The organism is Roseateles sp. P2_H4 (assembly GCF_056403315.1).
In genome coordinates this window covers 97,248-119,005 of record NZ_JBFUFR010000003.1, presented here as the reverse complement: position 1 = coordinate 119,005, position 21,758 = coordinate 97,248, and the positions used below count along the sequence as shown (strand labels likewise).

Annotated in this window: 12 protein-coding genes; 8 read left to right on the top strand and 4 right to left on the bottom strand. The window is 68.5% G+C overall.

What is annotated here, in order from left to right:
• Window positions 1–115: 115 nt before the first annotated feature.
• The 4 genes from AC1DW3_RS03350 to AC1DW3_RS03335 form a co-directional block, all read right to left on the bottom strand.
• Entirely contained in the window at window positions 116–2,497 is a 2,382-nt protein-coding gene (locus AC1DW3_RS03350; RefSeq protein ID WP_477928560.1) for a protein kinase domain-containing protein, read from the bottom strand.
• An 11-nt stretch (window positions 2,498–2,508) separates the two neighbouring features.
• The gene (locus AC1DW3_RS03345; RefSeq protein WP_477928558.1) at window positions 2,509–4,287 is read right to left on the bottom strand and encodes an HDOD domain-containing protein; all 1,779 of its coding nucleotides are present in this window, start codon (window positions 4,285–4,287) and stop codon (window positions 2,509–2,511) included.
• Between the two features lie 202 nt (window positions 4,288–4,489).
• Window positions 4,490–8,323, bottom strand: coding sequence for an ATP-dependent RNA helicase HrpA (hrpA, locus tag AC1DW3_RS03340; protein ID WP_477928556.1), 3,834 nt, complete (start codon window positions 8,321–8,323; stop codon window positions 4,490–4,492).
• Between the two features lie 191 nt (window positions 8,324–8,514).
• Window positions 8,515–8,907 carry a VOC family protein gene (locus tag AC1DW3_RS03335; RefSeq protein ID WP_477928554.1) on the bottom strand — a complete coding sequence of 131 codons (393 nt, stop codon included), beginning with the start codon at window positions 8,905–8,907 and terminating at the stop codon, window positions 8,515–8,517.
• An 85-nt stretch (window positions 8,908–8,992) separates the two neighbouring features.
• On the opposite strand from AC1DW3_RS03335, the gene argA reads away from it, so the two are divergent.
• The 8 genes from argA (at window position 8,993) to hemH (ending at window position 21,753) form a co-directional block, all read left to right on the top strand.
• Window positions 8,993–10,336, top strand: a complete 1,344-nt coding sequence (argA, locus tag AC1DW3_RS03330) for an amino-acid N-acetyltransferase (RefSeq protein ID WP_477928552.1) — start codon at window positions 8,993–8,995, stop codon at window positions 10,334–10,336.
• Between the two features lie 79 nt (window positions 10,337–10,415).
• Window positions 10,416–10,694 carry an oxidative damage protection protein gene (locus AC1DW3_RS03325; RefSeq protein ID WP_477928551.1) on the top strand — a complete coding sequence of 93 codons (279 nt, stop codon included), beginning with the start codon at window positions 10,416–10,418 and terminating at the stop codon, window positions 10,692–10,694.
• 418 nt (window positions 10,695–11,112) lie between these two features.
• Window positions 11,113–11,409 carry an H-NS histone family protein gene (locus tag AC1DW3_RS03320; RefSeq protein ID WP_477928550.1) on the top strand — a complete coding sequence of 99 codons (297 nt, stop codon included), beginning with the start codon at window positions 11,113–11,115 and terminating at the stop codon, window positions 11,407–11,409.
• A gap of 309 nt (window positions 11,410–11,718) precedes the next feature.
• Window positions 11,719–14,877: a putative bifunctional diguanylate cyclase/phosphodiesterase gene (locus tag AC1DW3_RS03315; RefSeq protein WP_477928548.1), complete on the top strand. Its 3,159-nt coding sequence runs from the start codon at window positions 11,719–11,721 to the stop codon at window positions 14,875–14,877.
• A 9-nt stretch (window positions 14,878–14,886) separates the two neighbouring features.
• Window positions 14,887–16,785 carry a DNA primase gene (gene dnaG, locus AC1DW3_RS03310; RefSeq protein WP_477928546.1) on the top strand — a complete coding sequence of 633 codons (1,899 nt, stop codon included), beginning with the start codon at window positions 14,887–14,889 and terminating at the stop codon, window positions 16,783–16,785.
• Window positions 16,786–17,145: 360 nt separating this feature from the next.
• A complete protein-coding gene (gene rpoD, locus AC1DW3_RS03305) occupies window positions 17,146–19,401 on the top strand; it encodes an RNA polymerase sigma factor RpoD (RefSeq protein ID WP_477928545.1) in 2,256 nt (751 codons plus the stop codon).
• A 154-nt stretch (window positions 19,402–19,555) separates the two neighbouring features.
• On the top strand, window positions 19,556–20,524 hold the full coding sequence (locus tag AC1DW3_RS03300) for an adenylate/guanylate cyclase domain-containing protein (RefSeq protein ID WP_477928544.1): 969 nt from the start codon (window positions 19,556–19,558) through the stop codon (window positions 20,522–20,524).
• Between the two features lie 146 nt (window positions 20,525–20,670).
• Window positions 20,671–21,753 (top strand): ferrochelatase, encoded by a 1,083-nt coding sequence (gene hemH, locus AC1DW3_RS03295; protein ID WP_477928543.1) that lies wholly within the window; start codon window positions 20,671–20,673, stop codon window positions 21,751–21,753.
• Window positions 21,754–21,758 lie beyond the last annotated feature (5 nt).

The following is a 21,758-nucleotide window of genomic DNA, read 5'->3' as shown; positions in this document are numbered from 1 at the left end:
TCAGTATTCGCCATCACGGCCCGGCCCCCAGTCGGAGGGTCGGCGCGACGCCGGTCAGCCTGGGGCCTCCAGCGATGTGGGAAATGCCCTACAGCGGCGTTAGGCCGCGGCCGGCTCAGCCGGTGGCCTGGCGGAAGGCCATCACGGCCTGGTTGCGCAGCGTGCGGAGCAAGGACAGCTCCTTCTCGCCCAGCTGCACGGCGCCGGCCACGGCGTGGTCGGCGTAGATCAATCCCAGCGGCGCGCCCTTGAGGATGAGGGGCAGCAGCAGAAAACTCTGCGCCTGCAGCTCGCCCCGGAACCAGCTCGGCAGCCGCGGCGCGATGTTGGCGGCACGGGCGTCCTGGATCAGCGTGTCGGCGCCCTTCAGGCAGACGGCGGCGAACAGGTCCAGCGGCTGGGCCGTCAGGTCGACGCGCAGCAGCGGCGCGAGGCGCTCCACATCGGCGCCAACGCCCAGGCGCCCCGTCAGCGCCTGGCCCCGCGCGTCGCGCAGGCAGAACACGACACGGCGAAAACCCAGGGCGCGGTAAATGGTCTCCAGGATCATGCGCAGCACGGCATTGAGCTGGAAGTGCTCGACCATCGCGTCGGTGATGTCCTGCACGCCGGCGGCCAGCAACTGCGTGGCCTGGTCGGAAGGGGACACGACGGCCTTGTCCGCGGTCCTCTCCATCACCAGCGTCGGCGCGAGTTCGTGCGCCGTCAGCGAGTCGTGAACGGAAGGCGTCAACGGCGCCAGCAGGCGCTGGGCGCGTGAGTCCTTGGGCAGGTGCAGCTCCAGTGCCTCGGTCATCTGAGCCAGATGCTGGCGCGCCGTGTCGGCGGCGCGCTCGAAGGTTTCGGCGCTCAAGCCCAAGGCCCGCGAATGGCGCTGGGCCATCGCACGCAGCTTGGCGTGGGCCTGCTCGGGCGGCGTGTTCAGGATGAGGTCGGCCATGTCGTTACTGGCGCGCGCCAGCCAGCGCTGGCGCTCGATGCCGTCTTCCAGCAGGCGCTGCGGCGCCTCGCCCACCGGGCGGCGCATCGCGCGCTGCAGGCTGTCGGGCAAGCCCCATTGCCTGGCCACACCCAGGCCCAGGGCCTCGTAGCTCATGCCCAGCACCTGGGCCGAAGCGGCGGCCTCGCTGAGGGCGGGCTGGCCGTCCTCGGCAGGGCTGACGAGGCGGCGCACGGCATCGGCCTCTTCGGGGAAATAGAACTCGGTCAGCGAGCGGCCGAGGTGGTGGAACATCGCGCCGAGAAAGGCCTCCTCGGCCTCGCGCGGGTTGGGGCAGAGCTCGCGCGCCAGCGACGCCGCCATCAGCGAGCGCAGATAGTCCTCGCGCAGGCGCTTGGCGTGGCCCTTGTTCTCCATGCGCTCCAGCAGCACCAGGCTGAGCGCCAGGTTGCGGATGCCGGCAAAGCCGATCAGCGCGACCGCGCGCGACACCGTGCTGATGCCGCCACCGCCGGCGTGCCGGTACTGGGCCGTGTTGACCAGGCGCAGCAGCTTCTGCGTCAGGGCCACGTCCTTCAGGATCTCATTGGACAGGCTGGCCAGGCTCTCGTTCTCGGACTGCGTCAGGCGCTGAATGCGGCCGATGGCGTCGGACAGCGCCGGGAAGTCGCTCTTGTGGCGCATGCGGCGCAGCAGGAAGTCCAGCACCGGCGCGTCCTGGGCCTCGGCATCGGGCTCGGCGACGGGGCGCAGCCAGGCGGCCAGCGCATCGCGCAGCAGGGCCGCGCTGGGCCAGCGCGCCGACGGCTCACGCGCCAGGCCGCGCTGCACGATGGCACGCAGCGCATCGTCCACACTGCTGTCCAGGCCCGAGGGCAGCAGGAGATCGGTGGTCTGCACGCGCTGCACGGCGCGCCAGGGGTCGGGGTCATGATTCAGGCGCTGGCCGCTCAGCATCTCGGCCAGCATAACGGCGGCCGCGAACACGTCCATCTGCGGATGCGGTGGCGCACCGCGCGCGGCCTCGGGCGAGATATAGCCCGGTGTGCCGACGATGCGCGACGGCTGGTTGGCATCCGGCGACACCCGCGCGGCGATGCCGAAGTCCATCACGCGCGGCCGACCGCGTGCGTCGAGCAGGATGTTGCTGGGCTTGAGGTCGCGGTGCACCAGGCCGGCGGCGTGGGCGGCGGTGAGCCCATCCAGGATGCCCAACATGATCGTGACGGCCTCGGTCGTCGTGGGCAGCGGCGCGGCGCGCAGGCGCTGGCTCAGCGTGCCACCGGACACGTACTCGAAGACGAGGTAGGAGCGCCCGCCCTGGCTGTCGGCCTCGAAGACCGGCACGATGCTGGGGTGGGTCAGCCGGCTGACGGCGCGCGCTTCGTTCAGCCATTCGTCGACGCTGCCCGGTTCTGCCGCGGCCTTCAGCAGCTTGACGGCGACCTCGCGGTCCAGCAGCGGGTCGTGGGCCAGCCAGACGGTGGCCTGCGCACCCTCGCCCAGCCGCTGCATCAGGCGGAAGCGGCCGAGTTGGGGTGGCAGGTCGTCGGCCATGGCGCGCCTTGCTAGGAACCGCCCCGGGCGGACAGGCGGTCGCGCAGCGACGACGCGGCCGGTTGGGCGCCCTCTTCGGGCCTGGCGGCCGCGGTCGGCGGCTTGTGGGTGCCGGGGTTCAGGGCCTCCATCACCTCGCGCAGGCCGATGCCCAGCGGCTTGGCATAGCGCCGCGTCGCGGCTTCCAGGCCCGGGCGGCGACGGGCTTCGGGCAGGCCGAGGGCATCGACCAGTTCGTTGGCAAAGCTGCAGGTCAGGCGCAGCGTGTCGGCGTCGCTGCGCGGCGGATGCACGGCGCCTTCCAGCGGCTGGCGGCGGATCATGTGCAGCAGTTCGTCGCCCAGGCCCCAGTGGCGGGCCACGGCGGCGCCGAGGGCGTCCAGGTCGCAGCCCAGCACCGCATAGGCCGCCGCCTGCTCGCTCATCGCCGGCGGCGTGGGTTGGTCCTCCGTCGGCTCCGGCGGCACCATCAGCTGGCGGATCTGCTGGGCGTCGTCGGGGAAGTGGTACTGCAGCAGCAGCCGGCCGAGGTTCTGCATGACCGTGATCAGGTGCACGACCTCGCCGTCGTAGCCCGCCGGGCGCAGCACCTGCGCCACCTGGGCCGCCTTGGCCGTGCGGGCCATCAGCTGGCGCAGCATCTCGGCGGCCACCGGCGCCAACGGTCCCGGCCAGGCCTTGAGCGAATTGGCCGCGTACTGCAGGCCGTCCAGGCCCAGCATCTGGATGGCGCGCTGCATGTTCAGCACGGTCTCGCCCTGGTGGCCGCTCTGCTTGAGCGCGTTGTTGACGCGACGCACCAGCTCCAGGCTCAGGGCCATGTCCTTCAGCACGAACTCGGACAGCGCGCTGGCGTGCTGGGACTCCAGGCCCGAGCCTCCCGTGAAACGGTGCAGGCCACTGGTCGTCGTCGGCAGGTGGCCGACGCGCTGCAGCTTGTCCATCAACAGTGCCACGGGGCCGCCACTGTCGTGCGCAGCCGAGGTGCGCCAGCCGTCCAGCGCGCGCCAGAAGCTGCGGGCGAGGTGGTAGCGCTGGCGCAACTGGCGGTCGGTGGCACGGTTGCAGATGGCGCGCAGCGGGTCGGGGATGGGATGGGGCGTCTCCCAGCCCAGGCGCACCATCTCGCGGCCGACGGGCTGCATCTGCTGCACGACATGCTGCAGATCGTTCTCCTCCAGCACCGGCTTGCCGCTGAGGATGCGGTTGAGCAGCAGGCCGACGCAGAGCACGTCCTCCTCGGCCGACTCGCGCACGGCGCGACGGGTCACGGCATTGAAGTCCGCCGTTGCAGGGAAGACCTCCTGCGCGACTTCGAGGCCGACGAGCCGCACCTTGTCGCTGGCGTCGATGACGAGGCTGGCCATCTGGATGTCGCGGTGGGCGTGGCCGGCCTCGTGGGCAAAGGCCAGGCCTTCCAGCAATTGGGCCACCCAGCCGGCGCCGTCGATCGGCAGCGGCGCGGCCTGGCGGGCCAGGCGCTCGTCCAGCGTCTCGCCCAGCGCGCGGTCGTAGGCCACATAGGGCCAGTTCTCGACCTGGCCGATCTCGAAGGGCGGCGCGAGGTTGGGGTGTTGCACGCGCTCGGCCCCCTGGGCCATGCGCAGCCAGTGCTCCAGGGCCGCCGCGCTGTTGGGCTTGTCCCGCGGCATGCACAGCATCAGTTCCTGGCCATGGCGGCTGTCGAAGACGCGCCAGATCAGGCTGCGTGCGCTCTTGGACAACAGCGCGCGCAACTCGAAGCGGCCAAAAGCTTTCAGCGGTGGGGCGGCAGGGCTGGTTTCAGGCACGGTGGACGTGGGCAGGCTGTAACAGATGGTGTCCCTGCATTGGACTCCAGGCTAGAAGTGTCCAGCTTGCAGGCAAGCGTCGAAATGCGACGGATTTCCTCGGCAGTCCGGGTCTTGCGTGCAGCAGCTCACGCTTCGAACCAGGACCTCGTCGCTTTTACACCGTCGCCAAGCCGCGAGCGTAGGCATTCGCCGCGATCTCTCAGCTTGTCAGCTGACTCCACACTTTGTCCAACCGCTTCACGCTGACCGGCTGCGGCGTGCGCAATTCCTGCGCAAACAGGCTGACGCGCAACTCCTCCAGCTGCCAGCGGAAGTCGTCCAGCCGCGCATCCCGCACGCCCTTGAGCTCGGCGACGCGGCGTGTGTAGCGTTGCTCCAGCGGCTTGACCTCGCTCATCAGCTTGGTGTCGCGCAGCGGGTCGGTCCGCAACTTGTCCAGGCGCGTCGTGATGGCCTTGAGGTAGCGGGGCAGGTGTTGCAGCTGGCTCCAGGGCGTGTCCAGCGCAAAGCGCTTGGGCACCAGGCGCTGCAGCTGGGCCGTGACGTCGTCGCCGACCTCCTTGGCCGGACGCGAGTCCTTGAGCTTGCGAGTCGCGTTGGCCAGCTCCTGCAGCACGGCATGCACGGCGCGGGCGACTTCCTGGGCAATGAGGTTGAGCCGGCTGCGGCCCTCCTCGATGCGCTTCTTGAAGCTGATCGGATCAGTTGGCAGCGGGTCGGCCAGGAAGGCGCGGTCCAGGGCCACGCCGATGATCTGGTCACGCAGGTCCTCGGCCGTACCCAGACCCATATAGAGCACCGACATGCGCTGCAGGTCGGGGATGTTCTTCTCGAGGAACTTCAGCGGCTCCTTGAGCTGCAGCGCGATCAGGCGGCGCAGGCCGGCACGGTGCCTGGCGGCCGCCACCTCGGGCTCGTCAAAGACCTCGATCTCGACCGCGTTGCCCTTGTCGATCAAGGCCGGGAAGCCGATCAGCGTCTGGCCGCCCTTGCGCACCTCCAGCAGCTCGGGGAGCTCGCCAAAGGTCCAGTCTGTATAGCTCTGGCTGGCATCACGCGCCGGCGCCACGGGCTTGACGATCTCGGCGCGGACGCCGCGCTCGGGTTGAGGCTGCGGAGCCGGCTCCGCCGCCGGCAGCTTCAAGGCCGCCAGTGCCTGGAAGGCCGACCGCGCCTGCCCACCCAGCTCGGCCTTCAGCGCGGCGAGCTGGCGGCCTTGCCCCAGTTGGCGGCCATGCTCGTCCACCACGCGGAAGTTCATGAACAGATGGGGCGCCAGCAGCTCCAGCTTGAAGTCGTTGCGCTGCACGGCAATCTGGCTGCGGTCCCTCACGGCCCTGAGCAGCGTGTCCACCAGACCACCCTGGCAGAAGGGCTGCAGCTCGATGAACTCGGCCACGAAGTCCGGCAGCGGCGTGAGGCGGGCGCGCGGCTTCTGGTGCAGGCTCTTCAGCAGCGCCGTCACCTTCTGCGCCAGCATGCCGGGCACCAGCCATTCGGCGCGCTCCTCGCTGACCTGGTTCAACGCAAAGATGGGCACGGTCACCGTCAGGCCGTCGCGGGCGTCGCCCGGCTGGTGCAGATAGGTCGCCGCACAGTCCACACCGCCCAGGCGGATGACCTTGGGGAAGGCCTCGCTGGTGACGCCAGAGGCCTCGTGGCGCATCAGCTCGTCCTGGCTGAGCTGCAGGAGCTTGTCGTTGGACTTGCTGGCCTCGCGCCACCACTTCAGCAGCGTGGCGCCCGAGAACACATGGGCCGGCAGCTTGTCGTCGTAGAAGGCGTAGATCAGCTCGTCGTCCACCAGCACGTCCTGGCGGCGCGACTTGTGCTCCAGCGCCTCGACCTTGGCGATCTGGCGGCGGTTGTGGCCGAGGAAGGGCAGCTGCCGCACGAGCTCGTCCGGCAGGTCGTCGTTGACCAGGCCCTCGCGAATGAAGATCTCGCGCGCCGCCTTGGGGTCGACGCGGCCGAAGTTCACCCGTTTGTTGCTGTACAGCACGATGCCGTACAGCGTCGCGCGCTCGAGCGCCACCACCTCGGCGGCCTTCTTCTCCCAGTGCGGCTCCAGCAGCTGGGTCTTGATCAGGTGGCCGGCGATGGGCGGCAGCCACTGCGGCTCGATGTTGGCGATGCCGCGGCCGTAGAGGCGCGAGGTGTCGACCAGCTCGGCGGCCACGATCCAGCGGCCAGGCTTCTTGCTCAGGTGGGCGCCGGGGTGGCGGTAGAACTTGATGCCGCGCGCGCCGAGATACCAGTCCTCGTCGTCRCTCTTCTGGCCGATGTTGCCCAGCAGCCCGGCCAGCATGGACAGGTGGAGCTGCTCGTAGGTGGCGGGGCTCTGGTTCAAACGCCAGCCGTGCTCGGTGACGACGGTGAGCAGTTGCGAATGCACGTCGCGCCATTCGCGCACGCGGCGGATGCTGACGAAGTTCTCGCGCAGCAGCTGCTCGTAGCGACGGTTGGACAGCTTGTGCTCGGTACCACCGCCCTTGCTCTCTTCCAGCCATTTCCACAGCTTCAGATAGCCGCTGAACTCGCTCTTCTCATCGTCGAACTTCTTGTGCTTCTCGTCGGCGGCCTGGGCCGCTTCCATGGGCCGGTCGCGCACGTCCTGGCCGCTCAGCGCCGAGGCGATGACCAGCACCTCCGTCAGCGCCTCGCGCGTCTTGGCTTCCAGGATCATGCGACCCACGCGCGGGTCCAGCGGCAGGCGCGACAGTTCCTTGCCCAGTGGCGTCAGCTCGTTGTCGTCATCGGTCGCGCCGAGTTCCGCCAGCAGCTGGTAGCCGTCGGCGATCGCCTTCGGGCGAGGCGGCTCCAGGAAGGGGAAACGCTCGACCTCGCCCAGGTGCAGGGCCTTCATGCGCAGGATGACGCCGGCCAGGGACGAGCGCAGGATTTCCGGGTCGGTGAACTTGGGCCGCTCGTTGAATTCCTTCTCGCTGTACAGACGGATGCAGATGCCGTTGGACACGCGGCCGCAGCGGCCTGCGCGCTGGTTGCTGGCCGCCTGGCTGATCGGCTCGATCAGCAGCTGCTCGACCTTGTTGCGGTAGCTGTAGCGCTTGACCCGCGCCAGGCCCGGGTCGATGACGTAGCGGATGCCCGGCACCGTCAGCGAGGTCTCGGCCACATTGGTGGCCAGCACGATGCGGCGCTGGCCGTGCGGCTCGAACACCTTGTCCTGCTCGGCCGGCGACAGCCGCGCGAACAGCGGCAGCACGTCCACGCCGGGCGGGTGGTGCTTGCGCAGCGCCTCGGCCGCCTCGCGGATCTCCCGCTCGCCGGGCAGGAAGACCAGCACGTCGCCACCGCCCTCGCGCCACAACTCGTCCACCGCGTCGGTGATGGCGTTGTTGAGGTCGTACTCGCGGCTTTCCTCGAAGGGCCGGTAGCGCTGCTCCACCGGGTAGAGACGCCCCGACACCATCAGCACTGGCGCCGGGCCTTTGCTGGACTCGAAATGCTTGGCGAAGCGGTCGGCGTCGATGGTGGCCGACGTGACGACGATCTTCAGGTCGGGCCGGCGCGGCAGCAGCTCGCGCAGATAGCCGAGCAGGAAGTCGATGTTGAGGCTGCGCTCATGGGCCTCGTCGATGATGATGGTGTCGTAGGCCTTCAGCAGCGGATCGCTCTGCGTCTCGGCCAGCAGGATGCCGTCGGTCATCAGCTTGACCGAGGCCGTCTTGGCCAGCCGGTCCTGGAAGCGGACCTTGTAGCCGACGACCTCGCCCAGCGGCGTCTTCAGCTCCTCGGCAATGCGCTTGGCGACGCTGCTGGCGGCAATGCGCCGCGGCTGGGTGTGGCCGATCAGGCCGCCACCGTTGAGGCGCCCACGGCCCATCGCCAGCGCGATCTTGGGCAGCTGGGTGGTCTTGCCGGAGCCGGTCTCGCCACAGACGATGACGACCTGGTGCTCGGCCATCGCGGCGGCGATCTCGTCGCGCCTGGCCGAGACCGGCAGGCTTTCGGGGAAGGAAATGGAAAGAGCCGGCTGGACTGGCCGGCTCTCGGTGCGTTCTGAACTCATCGGAGCGGGATTGTCCCGCAAGTGCAGGGCCTGCTCGCCCTGCGGCAACGGGCCGCGTTGTGACCAGAAAGGCCGCGAGCAAGGCGCAAACCGCAGCCGGGTTGGCCACCCGGCGAGGATTTGCAACGCCGCGCGCGGCCTTTCTGGTCACAACCCTTCGGGAAGGCCCATTGCCGCAGGGTGAGCAGGCCCTACTCGGTCCGCGGGAAGTAGCTGATGACCTGGATGACGGCGCCCTGCGGGTCCTGCAGCACGGCCATGCGGCCGATGGTGGGGATGTCGAACGGCCCGGCACAGACCGTGCCGCCCAGGCTCTTGGCCTTTTCCACCGTGGCGTCGCAGTTCTCGACGGTGACGTAGGCGCCCCACATCGCCGGGCCGGGTGCCGGTGGCGTCATGACGCCGCCCACGGCGACCTCGCCGACCTTGATGACGTGATAGTCGCCCTGGCCCAGGTTCATCGTGTCGAAGGTCCAGCCGAACAGGCTGCCGTAGTACTCGCAGGCGGCCTTGGGGTTGGGCGTGCCCAGCTCGTTCCAGCTGAAGGCGCCGGGGGTCATGTAGACGTCTTGATAGTCCTTCATCGCGGTCTCCGTGGGTGAAGCGACGATCCTCGGAGGTGGACATGACAGCGTCAAGTGACCCGAGTCACGGGCGACAATTCGGCCCATGACCGGTCTTGTCTTCCCCCATACCTTCGTGCCGTGGTTTCGCGCCGTGGCGCCCTATATCCATGCCTACCGCGGCGAGACCTTCGTGGTCGGCATGCCGGGCGAGCTGGTCGCGGCCGGCAAGCTGAACGCCTTCGTGCAGGACCTGTCCATCCTGCACGCCATGGGCATCAAGATCGTCCTCGTCCACGGTTTCCGCCCCCAGGTCAACGAGCAATTGATCGCCAAGGGCCAGGTGCCGCGCTACAGCCACGGCCGCCGCATCACCGATGCCGTCGCCCTGGACTGCGCCCAGGAGGCCGCCGGCCAGCTGCGCTTCGAGATCGAGGCCGCCTTCAGCCAGGGCCTGCCCAACACGCCGATGGCCAATGCCACCGTGCGGGTCGTCTCGGGCAACTTCCTGACCGCCCGACCGGTCGGCATCGTCGACGGCGTGGACTTCCAGCATTCCGGCCTGGTGCGCAAGGTCGACGCCGCCGCCATCCAGCGCGCCATGGACATCGGCGCCATCGTGCTGCTGTCGCCCTTCGGCTTCTCGCCCACCGGCGAGGCCTTCAACCTGAGCATGGAGGACGTGGCCACATCCACGGCCATCGCGCTGCAGGCCGACAAGCTGCTGTTTGTCTGCGAGGTCGATGGCGTACCCGAGAACCCGGACGACCCGGACAGCCCCATCGACACCGAGCTGGCCGTGGCCGACGCCGACCGCATGCTGGCCAAGGCCAGCGCGACGCCCGAGCCCACCGACGTCGCCTTCTACCTGCGCCACTGCGCCGAGGCCTGCCGTGCCGGCGTGGAACGTTCCCACATCATCCCGTTCGCCGTCGATGGCGCCCTGCTGCAGGAGGTCTACACCCATGACGGCATCGGCACCATGGTCGTCGACGAGAAGCTGGAGAGCCTGCGCGAGGCCAGCGCGGACGACGTGGCCGGCATCATCCAGCTCATCGAGCCCTTCGAGCGTGACGGCACGCTGGTCAAGCGCAGCCGTACCGAGATCGAGCGTGACGCCGAGCTCTACACCGTCATCGAGCACGACGGCGTCATCTTCGGCTGCGCTGCCCTCTACCCCTACGTCGAGGCCCGCACCGCCGAAATGGCCGCGCTGACGGTATCCAGCGAAGTGCAGGGTCAGGGCGACGGCGACCGGCTGCTGAAAAGAATCGAGCAACGCGCCAAGGCCATGGGCCTGGACAGCATCTTCGTGCTGACGACACGCACCATGCACTGGTTCATCAAGCGCGGCTTCCAGCAGGTGGATCCCGAATGGCTGCCTGAAGAGCGCAAGCGCAAATACAACTGGGATCGGCGCTCCCTCGTGCTGGTCAAACGATTCAACTAAGCCCCGCCGGGCTCACCCCAACGGCCCGCGCGCTAAAGTGCCGGCCGTTTCCCATTTCTCGTGTTTGTAGGAGTCCACCATGCCCCGCGTCGTCCAATGCGCCTATCTGAAGAAGGAAGCCGAAGGGCTGGACTTCCCGCCCTACCCGGCTCACACCGAACTCGGCAAGAAGGTTTGGGAAAACGTCAGCAAGGAAGCCTGGGCCGCCTGGATGAAGCATCAGACCATGCTGGTCAATGAAAACCGCCTCAACCTCGCCGACCTGCGTGCCCGCCAATACTTGATGCGTCAGGCTGAACAATTCTTCTTCGGCACGGGTGCCGAAGCGGTGGCGGGCTACGTCCCGCCAGCGGCTTGAGCGCAGCGAATGAAGAATTGGGGGGCGGGCTCATTTGGACAAAGGCCAAGTGAGCCGCACCAACAGTTTTTCTTCGGCACAGGTGCCGAAGCGGTGGCGGGCTACGTGCCGCCCAGCGAATAAGCGCAAATCAGTCGGCATATGCGCAGGGCCGGGACGTCAGTCGCCGGCCCTTTCTGTTTCAGTTTCAGAGACTGCACCCATGGCGGGAACGCTGCTCGAAGGCGCCAAATGGGCAATTAACCCGAACCCGAGAGAAACTCGTCGCAGGCTGCCAACGAAAACCCTTGCATTCATGCCACCCGTCGCGATTTAATTCGTTCACGGAGATACTCGCGGTCAGCCGGCCCGAAGGCTCCGAGGCCGCGGCAGCCAATGCCGCGAGTCTCCCCGCTCAAATCGCAAGAGGAATAGCAGCATGTCCACCCTGAAAGAACTCCTGGCCCAACGCGAGGCACTCGATCACCAGATCAGCCAAACCAAGGACCGCGAACGCAGCGAAGCGGTGGCCAAGGTGAAATCCCTGATGAGCGAATATGGCCTGTCGGTGGCCGACCTCAGCATGCGCACCCCCAAGCCGGTCAAGGTGTCCAAGGTGGCGGCCAAGTATCGCAACCAGGCCACCGGCGAAACCTGGAGCGGCCGCGGTCTGCAGCCCAAATGGCTGAAGGCGGCCGTCGCCGGCGGCGCCAAGCTGACCGATTTCGCCGTCTGACAAAAGATTCCCGGCGCCGTTCCGAGCGCCGGTTTTGCACAGATTCAGGTTTTGCGCGCCGTTGCGGCGCGCCACCAGCAGGGCCATCCATCTACGGGATGGCCCTTTTCTTTTCTGGCGACGCTGCCACCTAAACTGCGCCATGCCTTTCGTCACGCTGTACGCGCGCCAACCCCAGGGGTTTCTCCCAGGGTTGCCACGCCGTGGCGGGAACGAGATTGCACCCATGCCCAGCCATTGCCGCCCAATCACCCAGCCAGCGCCGGGTTCGCGCGCGCCGGCCTGGGTATATGCGCCTGAGGCTTGACGATGGACCTGCATTCCGGTGCCCCGGAATTCGCCGACGGCCAGGCGCCCGACTTGAGCGTCCAGGCGCCGCCCTCGACGACATTGCCGCCCGGCCCGCGTCGCATCCATGACCGGCGTGGCTGGCGCCGTCTGCGCCGCGTCGCCCTGGCCGCGCTGGCCGGCCTGGGGGGTGGGCTGGTCACCGCCTGGGGGCTGTCGGCCGACGCGCTGCCGCCCTTGCTGCGCATTCCCCAGCCCGCCGCGGCCATGCCGGCCCAGGACCTGCTGCTGCCCATGCTGCTGGCGGCCCTCGGTCTGCTGGCGCTGTGGCGGCTGAGCGCCTGGGTGCTGCCGCTGGTCATGGCCGGCCTGCTGCTGGGCGGGGGGCTGCCCCTGCTGGTGCGCTCGCCCGCCGACCCGGCCGCGGCCCTGGACCTGCTGCTCTCCGCTCCCATGCTGACGGCCCTGGCGCTGCCGCTGCTGGCCATCACGCTGAACCGCACGCTGCTGCGCCGACAGCGCCTGACCGGTCGGCTCAGCGGTCGCCGGGAAGTGCTGCTTTTCGGCTTGCTGGCTGGCCTCGGGGCGCCGGCCCTGGCTGGCCTTTTTGCGCTCGCGGCCCTGATGGCCGCCGGCCTGAGCTGGCGAGGCGCCACCGCTGGCGCCCTGGAACTGGCCGCCGCCTGGGGACTGGCGCTGCTCAGCGCGGGCACGACGATGCAGGCCAGCACCCAACGGCCACGCCGCGGCGGGCGCTGGACCGCCCGTCTGCTGGCGGCCGCCGCCGCCATCGCCCAGGCGGGCCTGATCTGGCTGCCCGAGCCCGGCGCGCTGCTGCTGCCGCATCTGCTGCTCTGCCTTCACGCCCTGCAGGCCGCACCGCGCACCAACGCCGTGCTGGGCGCTGCGCTGCTGGGCCTGTGGGCCATCGGCGCGCCGCCCACGCTGGCCGCCTACGCCCTGGGGGCCGGACTGGCGCTGCTGCCCCTGCTGCTGATTGCGCTGAGCCACCACCAGCTGCGCGACCGCGACGGCTGGCGCAGCGCCCTCGATGCCCAGGGCCTGGCCCTGGCCGAGTGGCGCCTGCCCGAGGGCCGCCGCCACGCGTCGGCGCGCTGGCAGGCCCTGACAACGCCGGTCGACGGCACCGCGGCCGGCAGTGCGCCGCTTGACTGGGTCGGCCTGGCCCACCCGCGCGACCGCGAGCCCCTGCGGCGCGCACTGCGCGAGCTGCTGGGCGACCCGCAGCGCAAGCAGCTCGCCCTGTCGCTGCGTCTGGCGGCAGACGGCGGCGACTGGCGCTGGCACGAGCTGCAGGCCCATGTGCCACTGCGCGACCGCCGCGGGCGCGCCCGGGGCCTGATCGCCACGCTGGCCGACGTCAGCTGGCGCCACACGGCCGAAGAGCGTGAACGCATGTCGGCCACGCTCTTCCAGCAGGCCAGCGAGGGCCTCGCCATCATCGACACGCAGTGGCGCATCGTCGAGGTGAACGCCGCCTATTGCGACATCCTGCATGCTTCGCGCGAAACGCTCATCGGCCGGCCGGCGGCGCCGCTCAGCATCGCCAATCTGCAGCGCAGCGGCCATGAAGCCGCCGAGTTGCAGGCCGCGCTGAACGACGGCCTGTCGTGGGCGGGCCAGCTGCAAGCCGAGCTGGACGACGGCGGCCAGCATGTCTTCGCCGCCAAGCTTAGCCCCGTGCCGGAGCCCGAAGGCGTCAGCCCGCGCTGGCGGCTGCTGAGCCTGACCGATCTGGGCGAGAGCCTGCGCCAGCAGGACCAGTTGCGGCGCAGCCTGCGCTTTGACGTCGCCACCGGCCTGCCCAACCGCGACGAATTCATGCGCCGCCTGCACCAGGCCCTGGGCGCCGCCAACCGCGATGGCTTCAAGCTGGTCGTCGCGCTGATCGACCTGGACGAGTTCGCCCGCGTCAATGCCGAACACGGCCAGCTCCTTGCCGACGCCGTGCTGCTGCAGCTCAGCGGCCGGCTGCAGGCCACGCTGCGCGGCTCGCGCGGCGACGCGCCGGACACCGCCGACCAGCTGGCCCGCCTGCATGGCGACGAGTTCGCCGTGCTGATGCGCGTGCAGACACCCGAGGAAGCGCAGCGCGCCTCCGACCGCCTGCTGGCCGTGCTCTCCACGCCGGTGGCGATTCGCGAGAACCGTGTCGGCAGCGGCCTGGCCATCGAGATCGGCGCCAGCATGGGCGCCACCGTCTACCCCCAGGACGATGCCGACCCCGAGACGCTGCTGCGCCACGCCGGCCATGCCCTCTACCGCGCCAAGCATGCCGGCCGCGGCGGCATCCAGTTCCATGACCCGACGCTGGACCAGCGCGACGAGGCCGGCCTGATTGCCGTGGCCCGCCTGCAGAAGGCGCTGGACGGCAACGAACTGCAGCTGCACTACCAACCCCAGATCGACCTGCGCACGGGCCAGGTCGTGGGCGTCGAGGCCCTGCTGCGCTGGCAACACCCCGAGCGCGGCCTGTTGGCGCCGGCGCATTTCCTGCCCGTCGTCGAGACGACCGGCCTGGCCGTGCAGATCGGCGACTGGGTCATCGAGCAGGCCCTGGCCCAGGCGACGGCCTGGCTGCGGGCCGGCGTCAACGACGGCAAGGGCCTGCCGATCAGCGTCAACGTCGGCGCCCGCCAGCTGCGCCGCCACGACTTCCCGCAGCGCCTGCAGGAGCTCATCCAGCGCCAGTCGCCCGAGGTCGCCCACCTGCTGCACCTCGACGTGCTGGAGTCCGACGCGCTGGCCGAGACGGTCGCCACGCAGGCGCTCATCCAACGCTGCCTGGGCCTGGGCGTCGGCATCGCGCTGGACGACTTCGGCGCCGGCTACTCGCGCCTGGGCTCACTCAAGCGCCTGGCCGTCGACACCCTCAAGCTCGACCGCAGCTATGTGCAGGGCATGCTGGGCGACGCCCAGGATCTGTCGCTGGTGGAAGGCGTCATCGGCCTGGCGCGCAACATCGGCTGCGCCGTGCTCGCCAAGGGCGTCGAGAGCCGCGCCCACGCGCGGGAGCTGCTGCGCCTGGGCTGCCGCCTCGGCCAGGGCAACGGCATCGCTGCGGCCATGCCGGCGTCGGCCCTGCCGGGCTGGATGCAGACCTTCGGCAAAAGCGACTGGATCGCCCAGCTGCGCAGCCCCTCGCAGGCGAATCTTTAAACTCTCGGGGTGATACCCCAAGGCTTCATCCAGGATCTGCTCGCCCGCGTCGACATCATCGAGGTGGTGGGCCGCCACGTCGAACTGAAGAAAGCCGGCGCCAACCACAAGGGCTTGTGCCCTTTCCATGGCGAGAAATCGCCGAGCTTCAACGTCAATGCCATCCGCCAGACCTACCACTGCTTCGGCTGCGGCGTGCATGGCAATGCCATCGGCTTCCTGATGGAGCACACGGCCGCCACCTTCGTCGAGGCCGTGGAAGACCTGGCCCAGCAGGTCGGCATGCAGGTGCCGCAGGACGAGCGCAGCCCCGAGCAGCGCGAACGCGCCAAGGCCGAGAAGGCCAGGCAGCAGAGCCTGACGGATGTGCTTGCCCATGCCGCGGACTTCTACAAGGCCAAGCTGCGCGAATCCGAGCGGGCCGTCAACTACCTGAAGGGTCGCGGCCTGACGGGCCAGATCGCCGCCCGCTTCGGCCTGGGCTATGCCCCCGAAGGCTGGCGTTCGCTGGCCAGCGGATTCCCGAGCTATGACGATCCCCAGCTCGTCGAGTCGGGCCTCGTCATCACGCCAGAGGCCGAGCCCGGCCAGGACGCCAAGCGCTACGACCGCTTCCGCGACCGCGTCATGTTCCCCATCCGCAACGTGCAGGGGGAGGTCATCGGCTTCGGCGGCCGCGTGCTGGACAAGGGCGAGCCCAAATACCTGAACTCGCCCGAGACGCCCGTCTTCGTCAAGGGCCGCGAGCTCTACGGCCTCTTCGAGGGCCGCCAGGCCATCCGCCAGCGCGGCCACGCCCTCGTCGTCGAGGGCTATATGGACGTCGTCGCCCTGGCTCAGCACGGCATCGGCAACGCCGTCGCGACGCTCGGCACGGCCTGCACGGCCGACCATGTGCACAAGCTCTTCCGGCACACCGAGTCAGTCGTCTTCAGTTTCGATGGCGACGCCGCCGGCCGGCGCGCTGCCGGGCGCGCTCTGGAGGCCGCCCTGCCCCATGCGACCGAGACGCGAACGGTCAAGTTCCTGTTCCTGCCGCCCGAGCACGACCCCGACTCCTACGTCCGCGAACTGGGCGCCGAGGCCTTCGAGCGTTGCATCGAGACGGCTGTCCCGCTGTCGCGGCAGTTGGTCACCGTGGCGGGCGAGGGTTGCGATCTCGGTACGCCCGAGGGGCGGGCCCGCATGCTCAACCAGGCGCGCCCGCTGTGGAACCTGTTGCCCGACAGTCTGCTGCGCCGGCAACTGCTGGGCGAACTGGCGCGCCAGGGCCAGATGCCTGAAGCCGAGCTGCAGGCGCTGTGGCTGGGCGAGCCGCCCCCAGCCGCCGCACCCGCCGCCGAAGCCGGCGCCCCGGCGGAAAAGCCGCGTTGGCAACCCAAGGGCGAATGGAAGCCCAAAGGTGAATGGAAGGGCAAGGGCGACTGGAAATCCCGCCGGGACGCCGAGGAGCGCCCGTCAGGCCCGCGGACCGCGCCGGCGACGGCCACCGACCACGCCACCCGCCTGCTGCTGCAGCACAGCGAGCTCTGGGAGACGCTGGCCGACGAGGACCGTGCGCTGCTGCATGACCTGCCCGGCCTGCACGGCGAGCTCATCCAATGGCTGGAGCGACAGCTGACACACCACGGCGCGACGCCCTGGGCCGCCATCGAGGTGGGCCTGGCCGAGGCCGGGCTGGGCGCGCGCGCCGCCCAGGTCATCCACCCGGTTCACGACCTGGGCGCCGACGCCACCCCGGCGAAGGAATTGACGGCAGCGCTGACCAAGCTCAGGCGCGACCAGATCGACGCCGAAATCGCCAGCTTGCTGGCGCAACCCTCCCTCAGCGAGGCCGACCGCCTGCGCTACCGGCAGCTCCGCGCCCGTGCCGACGAGTTCAAGGGCGGCGGGGCTCAGGCGGCCTGAATACGGGTTTACCTGTCACGGTTTTGCAATTTGGCTGCGGATCGCTGATAATCTCGTGTTTTCCGCGCGCGTCAACAAGAGTGACGGCAGAGAGATGCCGGACCCCGGCCACCCAGCGACACTGGGCAACCCAACGGGCAAGACCCAAGGGGTTTTAAAGGCCAACTCACCCGCCACCTCTGCACACCAAACGATCACGCCAGCTTGTTCGCGCCACGCCTGGGTCCCTCGGCCGATATCCGGTTGATACCTGGCGACGAAAGCCACCGCCCCCTGCCCCGCTGGTTTTGCGATCGAGCCCGGGCCGGCCGCGGTGGCTGCTGCATTTCAGAATTGACCGCGCAAACACGAAGGACCTGCATGACCGCCAAGAAGACCGCGCCCAAGGCCAGCCCCGCTCCAGCCGAGGAGCTCAAGAAAAAGACGGCCGTGAAGGCTGCAGCCGAGGCGCCCGCCAAGACCACCAAGGCGGCCGCGGCCAAGCCTGCCACGAAGACGGCCAAGGCCGCCGTGGCTGAAGAGGACAAGCCCAAGCGCGGTCGCAAGCCCAAGGCGGCCACCGAGACCAAGAAGGTCGGCGGCAAGAAGGAAGCCGAGGACGAGGAAGACTTCTCCGACATCGAGGCCGAGATTGAAGGCGAAGAGGCCGAAGTCGTCGAGGAGGTGGCTGCGGTCGAAGAAGAAACCGTCAAGGCCAAACCGCTGCGCATGAAGGTCAGCCGCGCCAAGGAGCGCGCGCTGATGCGTGAGTTCGGTCTGGAAGAGACCGCGCTGACCGAAGAGGAAGCCCACAAGCGCCGCAGCGAGCTGAAGACCCTCATCAAGATGGGCAAGACGCGTGGTTTCCTGACGCACCAGGAAATCAACGACCACTTGCCCGAGAAGCTGGTCAGCGAGGAAATCCTCGAGGCCATCATCTCCATGCTCAACGACATGGGCATCGCGGTCTACGAGCAGGCGCCCGACGCCGCCACGCTGCTGATCCAGGGCAACACGACCGCCACGTCGACAGAAGAAGAAGCCGAAGAAGCCGCCGAAGCCGCGCTGTCGACGGTGGACTCCGAATTCGGCCGCACGACCGACCCGGTGCGCATGTATATGCGCGAAATGGGCACGGTCGAGCTGCTGACCCGTGAAGGCGAAATCGAAATCGCCAAGCGCATCGAAGGCGGCCTGCAGGCCATGATGCTGGCGATCTCGGCCTCGCCGACGACCATCGCCCACATCCTCGAGTTCGCCACCAAGATCCGCGCCGGCGAGATGCAGATCTCCGACGTCGTTGATGGCTTCGTGGCCGAAGACGAGGCCGACGACTACGTGGCCGAAGAAGACTTCGACGAGTTCGACGAGGAAGACGACGATGACGGCAACGGCGGCTCCAAGGCCCTGACCAAAAAGCTCGAAGAGCTGAAGAACGCCGCGCTGGTGAAGCTGGACTCGATGTCCGCTGCCTTCGACAAGATGCGCAAGGCTTTCGAGAAGGACGGCTACAAGTCGATCCCTTACAACAAGGCCCAGCAGGCCATCAGCCAGGAGCTGATGACCATCCGCTTCACGGTCAAGACCATCGAGAAGCTGTGCGACATCCTGCGCAGCCAGGTCGACGACGTGCGCCGCTACGAGCGCGAACTGCGCAAGATCGTGGTGGACAAGTGCGGCATGCCGCAAGAGCACTTCATCAAGACCTTCCCGCCCAATGTGCTGAACCTGAAGTGGGCCGAAAAGGAAGTCGCGGCCGGCAAGCCCTACAGCGTCATCCTCGCCCGCAACCTGCCGCCGGTGCAGGAACTGCAGCAGAAGCTCACCGACATCCAGGCCAAGGCCGTGGTGCCGCTGGACGATCTGAAGGACATCAACAAGAAGATGAACGAGGGCGAAAAGGCCTCTCGTGACGCGAAGAAGGAAATGATCGAGGCCAACCTGCGCCTCGTGATCTCCATCGCCAAGAAGTACACCAACCGCGGCCTGCAGTTCCTGGACCTGATCCAGGAAGGCAATATCGGCCTGATGAAGGCGGTGGACAAGTTCGAATACCGCCGCGGCTACAAGTTCTCGACGTATGCCACGTGGTGGATCCGCCAGGCCATCACGCGCTCCATCGCCGACCAGGCCCGCACCATCCGCATCCCGGTTCACATGATCGAGACGATCAACAAGATGAACCGCATCTCGCGCCAGCACTTGCAGGAGTTCGGCTACGAGCCGGACGCCCCGACGCTGGCCGAGAAGATGGAGATCCCGGAAGACAAGATCCGCAAGATCATGAAGATCGCCAAGGAGCCGATCTCCATGGAGACGCCGATCGGCGACGACGACGACAGCCACCTGGGCGACTTCATCGAGGACACCAACAACACGGCGCCCATCGAGGCCGCGATGCAGGCCGGCCTGCGCGACGTGGTGAAGGACATCCTCGACTCGCTGACGCCGCGCGAAGCCAAGGTGCTGCGCATGCGCTTCGGTATCGAGATGCAGAGCGACCACACGCTGGAAGAAGTCGGCAAGCAGTTCGACGTCACGCGTGAACGCATCCGCCAGATCGAGGCCAAGGCGATCCGCAAGCTCAAGCACCCGAGCCGCAGTGACAAGTTGCGCACGTATCTGGATAACCTGTAAAGGTTGGCCGGATGCGTGGTTCGCTTCAGCGAACTGCCGCGCAGCGGCAATGCAACTTGCGCCCTGACTCGCGCAGCGAGGCTGGGCACAAGCTGCGCGCGACTTCCCAAAGGCCGGCTACACCCGGCCTTTTTTACGCCGATAAACTGCTCACATGACCGCGATCCGCGAGCGCACCGTCCTTTTTGCCGACCTGCGCGGCAGCACCGGGCTGTACGAGGCCCTCGGGAATGCCGAAGCCAGTGGCATGGTCACCCAGACCGTGGGCCAGATCAGCGAAGCCGTGCTGGAAAGTGGCGGCCAGCTGATCAAGACCCTGGGCGACGGCCTGATGGCCGCCTTCGAGACGCCGCGCGACGGCGTGCGCGCTGCCCAGCGCATGCAGGAAATGCTGGAACGGACCGTGCAGCGCGCGCGCCGCCAGAACCACTCCGGCTTGCTGCCGCTGCGCCTGCAGGTGGCGCTGGCACGCGGCGAGGTCGTGGAGCTCAACGGTGACTGCTTCGGCGACGCCGTCAACGTCGCGGCCCGCCTCATCGACCATGCCGGCGACGGCGAGATCCTCATCACCGCCGAGGTGCTGACCGGCCTGCACCACGCGTCCAAGGGGCGCTTCCGCAGCCTGGACCGCATCTCCGTGCGCGGCCGTATCGAGCCCGTGCATGTCTACCGCATGGACGCCGCGCCGCTGGTCAGCGCCGACGACACCGCCACGCAGTTCGGCGAGCCCATGCGTTCGACCGAGCCGGACGGCATGCGTCTGATCTGGCAGGATCTGGACCGCGTCTTCGACATCGGTGCCATGCCCATCGTGCTGGGCCGCAGCGTGCAGGCCACCTACTGCATCACCGACGCCCGTGTGTCTCGCTCGCATGCCCGCATTGACTGGCAAGGCAGCAGCTTCGAGCTGACCGACCTGTCCTACAACGGCACCTATGTGCGCTTTGGCGACTCGGGCGAGCTGCTCAGCCTCAAGCGTGGCAGCTGCACCCTGCATGGCAGCGGCGTCATCGGCCTGGGCGGCATGCCCACCGACGACCAGTCGCCCATCGTGCGCTTCGAGGTGCTGCACTTCTACGACACCGAGCCCCAGCCCTTTGGCGGACCTCGCTCCAGGCGCTGAAGACATGGTGCCCCTCGTCCAAGGCGTACCTTGGCCGGTCCCCCGAGGGGACGGCGATGCTTGCCGGTTCGACCGGCAAGCACATCGCCATCCCGGGCCGGCTCGGGAGCGGCCCAGCGCTCGGCCCGCAAAATCGATCAACTGACATGCCGTTTCTCCCCGAACCGCCGCAGCGCCACGGCGCCGCGCCTGCTGGCCCCGACGTTGCCGTCCTGTTCTGCAATCTCGGCACACCCGATGCGCCGGATGCACCTGCCCTGCGCCGCTACCTCGCCCAGTTCCTGGCCGACCCGCGCGTCGTCGAGATCCCGCGGCTGCTGTGGCTGCTGATCCTGCACGGCATCATCCTGCGCGTGCGGCCGGCCAAGTCCGCCGCCAAGTACGCCACCGTCTGGATGCCAGAAGGCTCGCCACTCAAGGTCTGGACGGAGAAGCAGGCCAAGCTGCTGCAGGGGCGGCTCGGTGTGCGCGTGGCCATGGCGATGCGCTACGGCCAGCCGGCCATTGCCACGACGCTGGATGCGCTCAAGCGTGACGGCGTACGCCGCATCCTCGTGCTGCCGGCCTACCCGCAGTACTCGGGCGCAACGACGGCCAGCGTCATCGACGACGTCGCCCGCTGGGCGCTGCAGACCCGGCATGTGCCCGAGCTGCGCTTCATCAACCGCTATCACGACGAGCTGGGCTATATCGCCGCCCTGGCCCAGACCGTGCACGAACACTGGCAACGCGAGGGCCGCGGCGACAAGCTCGTCATGAGCTTTCACGGCATGCCCGAGCGCACCCTGCATCTCGGTGACCCCTACCACTGTGAATGCCTGAAGACGGGTCGCCTGCTGGCCGAAGCCCTGAGCCTGAAAGATGGCGAGTGGCAAGTCACCTTCCAGAGCCGCTTCGGCAAGGCCAAGTGGCTGGAGCCCTACACGGAACCCACGCTGGTCAAGCTGGCCAAGGGCGGGCTCAAGACCGTGGACGTCATCTGCCCGGGCTTCTCCGTCGACTGCCTGGAGACGCTGGAAGAGATCAACCAGGAGGCCCGCGCCGCCTTCCTGGCGGCCGGCGGCCAGCGCTTTGCCTACATCCCCTGCCTGAACGACCATCCGGCCGGCATCAAGGCCCTCGCCAAAGTGGCCGAGCGCCATCTGCAGGGCTGGATCACCGAAGCACCCCACCCCGACACCCTGGCCCTGCAACGCCAACGAGCCCTGGCTGCTGGAGCCGAGCAGTGAGCGAA